The sequence below is a fragment of the Siminovitchia acidinfaciens genome, from assembly GCF_003605385.1.
GTDB lineage: Bacteria > Bacillota > Bacilli > Bacillales > Bacillaceae_C > Siminovitchia > Siminovitchia acidinfaciens.
This window is the reverse complement of sequence record NZ_QYTV02000020.1, coordinates 1-3262: the sequence shown is the minus strand read 5'-3', so window position 1 is coordinate 3262 and position 3262 is coordinate 1. Positions and strand designations below refer to the sequence as shown.

General features: G+C 53.2%; 1 rRNA gene. It reads left to right on the top strand.

Going from position 1 to position 3262, the window contains the following annotated elements:
- Window positions 1-272: 272 nt before the first annotated feature.
- Window positions 273-3249: ribosomal RNA gene (locus D4T97_RS20290) — 23S ribosomal RNA — on the top strand.
- Window positions 3250-3262 lie beyond the last annotated feature (13 nt).

Here is a 3262-nt window from a genome sequence, read left to right as displayed (position 1 = left end):
GTTTTGAGAGGTCAAACTCTCTGTAATATTCGTTCTTTGAAAACCAGATAAGTAAGAGAAGAAACAAACCGAGAATCGTTCACCTTATGGAACTTTCCATAAGATGTGCAATAAAACCTTTGGTGGTTTTGAGTGTAGCACTCAACCCAAGGTTGGCGAGAAGCGAGCAGTTCGAGGAGGCAACCGAACGAACACCGGAGCGCACTGAAGTGCGTGAGGATGTGAGAGAGGGCAGCCGACAAAGAAATGCGAAGCTTATCGACGACCGTAAAGATTAAGTTACAAAGGGCGCACGGTGGATGCCTTGGCACTAGGAGCCGATGAAGGACGGAACGAACACCGATATGCTCCGGGGAGCTGTAAGCAAGCTTGGATCCGGAGATTTCCGAATGGGGAAACCCACTGCCAGTAATGGGGCAGTATCCTGTACTGAATACATAGGTGCAGGAAGGCAGACCCGGGGAACTGAAACATCTTAGTACCCGGAGGAAGAGAAAGAAAATTCGATTCCCCAAGTAGCGGCGAGCGAAACGGGAAGAGCCCAAACCAGAAGGCTTGCCTTCTGGGGTTGTAGGACACTCTATACGGAGTTACAAAGGAATGTGGTAGGCGAAGCGGCCTGGAAAGGCCCGCCAGAGAAGGTAACAGCCCTGTAATCGGCACTTCATTCCCTCCAGAGTGGATCCTGAGTACGGCGGGACACGAGGAATCCCGTCGGAATCCGGGAGGACCATCTCCCAAGGCTAAATACTCCCTAGTGACCGATAGTGAACCAGTACCGTGAGGGAAAGGTGAAAAGCACCCCGGAAGGGGAGTGAAATAGATCCTGAAACCGTGTGCCTACAAGTAGTCAGAGCACTATAAGTGTGATGGCGTGCCTTTTGTAGAATGAACCGGCGAGTTGCGATTTCATGCAAGGTTAAGCTGAAGAGGCGGAGCCGCAGCGAAAGCGAGTCTGAATAGGGCGTATGAGTATGAGGTCGCAGACCCGAAACCAGGTGATCTACCCATGTCCAGGGTGAAGGTCAGGTAACACTGACTGGAGGCCCGAACCCACGTATGTTGAAAAATGCGGGGATGAGGTGTGGGTAGGGGTGAAATTCCAATCGAACCTGGAGATAGCTGGTTCTCTCCGAAATAGCTTTAGGGCTAGCCTCAAGGTAAGAGTATTGGAGGTAGAGCACTGTTTGGACTAGGGGCCCTCATCGGGTTACCGAATTCAGACAAACTCCGAATGCCAGATACTCATCCTTGGGAGTCAGACTGCGAGTGATAAGATCCGTAGTCGAGAGGGAAACAACCCAGACCGCCAGCTAAGGTCCCCAAGTATACGTTAAGTGGAAAAGGATGTGGAGTTGCTTAGACAACCAGGATGTTGGCTTAGAAGCAGCCACCATTCAAAGAGTGCGNAACCAGGATGTTGGCTTAGAAGCAGCCACCATTCAAAGAGTGCGTAATAGCTCACTGGTCGAGTGACTCTGCGCCGAAAATGTACCGGGGCTAAACGTATCACCGAAGCTGTGGATTGTCTTTAGACAATGGTAGGAGAGCGTTCCAAGGGCTGTGAAGTCATTCCGTAAGGAATGGTGGAGCGCTTGGAAGTGAGAATGCCGGTATGAGTAGCGAAAGAAGGGTGAGAATCCCTTCCACCGAATGCCTAAGGTTTCCTGAGGAAGGCTCGTCCGCTCAGGGTTAGTCGGGACCTAAGCCGAGGCCGAAAGGCGTAGGCGATGGACAACAGGTTGATATTCCTGTACCGCCTCGTTTCCATTTGAGTGAAGGGGGGACGCAGTAGGATAGGGTAAGCGCGCTGTTGGATTAGCGCGTCCAAGCAGTTAGGCTGGCAAGTAGGCAAATCCGCTTGCCATAAGGCTGAGCTGTGATGGCGAGGGAAATTTAGTACCGAAGTTCCTGATTCCACACTGCCAAGAAAAGCCTCTAGCGAGGAAACAGGCGCCCGTACCGCAAACCGACACAGGTAGGCGAGGAGAGAATCCTAAGGTGATCGAGAGAACTCTCGTTAAGGAACTCGGCAAAATGACCCCGTAACTTCGGGAGAAGGGGTGCTCTTTGGGGTGCAAGCCCTGAGGAGCCGCAGTGAATAGGCCCAGGCGACTGTTTAGCAAAAACACAGGTCTCTGCGAAGCCGCAAGGCGAAGTATAGGGGCTGACGCCTGCCCGGTGCTGGAAGGTTAAGAGGAGGGCTTAGCGCAAGCGAAGGTCCGAATTGAAGCCCCAGTAAACGGCGGCCGTAACTATAACGGTCCTAAGGTAGCGAAATTCCTTGTCGGGTAAGTTCCGACCCGCACGAAAGGCGCAACGATCTGGGCACTGTCTCAACGAGAGACTCGGTGAAATTATACTATGCGTGAAGATGCGCATTACCCGCGACAGGACGGAAAGACCCCGTGGAGCTTTACTGCACCCTGATATTGACTGTCTGTGCAGCTTGTACAGGATAGGTAGGAGCCTTGGAAACCGGAGCGCCAGCTTCGGTGGAGGCAACGGTGGGATACTACCCTGGCTGTATGGACCGTCTAACCCGCACCCGTGATCCGGGTGGGAGACAGTGTCAGGCAGGCAGTTTGACTGGGGCGGTCGCCTCCTAAAGAGTAACGGAGGCGCCCAAAGGTTCCCTCAGAATGGTTGGAAATCATTCGCAGAGTGCAAAGGCATAAGGGAGCTTGACTGCGAGACCTACAAGTCGAGCAGGGACGAAAGTCGGGCTTAGTGATCCGGTGGTTCCGCATGGAAGGGCCATCGCTCAACGGATAAAAGCTACCCCGGGGATAACAGGCTTATCTCCCCCAAGAGTTCACATCGACGGGGAGGTTTGGCACCTCGATGTCGGCTCATCGCATCCTGGGGCTGTAGTCGGTCCCAAGGGTTGGGCTGTTCGCCCATTAAAGCGGTACGCGAGCTGGGTTCAGAACGTCGTGAGACAGTTCGGTCCCTATCCGTCGCGGGCGCAGGAAATTTGAGAGGAGCTGTCCTTAGTACGAGAGGACCGGGATGGACGCACCGCTGGTGTACCAGTTGTCTTGCCAAAGGCATCGCTGGGTAGCTATGTGCGGCAGGGATAAGTGCTGAAAGCATCTAAGCATGAAGCCCCCCTCAAGATGAGATTTCCCATTGCCTGGCTTGCCAGGCAGGTAAGATCCCTGAAAGACGATCAGGTAGATAGGTCCGGTGTGGAAGTGTGGCGACACATGGAGCTGACGGATACTAATCGATCGAGGACTTAATCTTAATATGAACAATG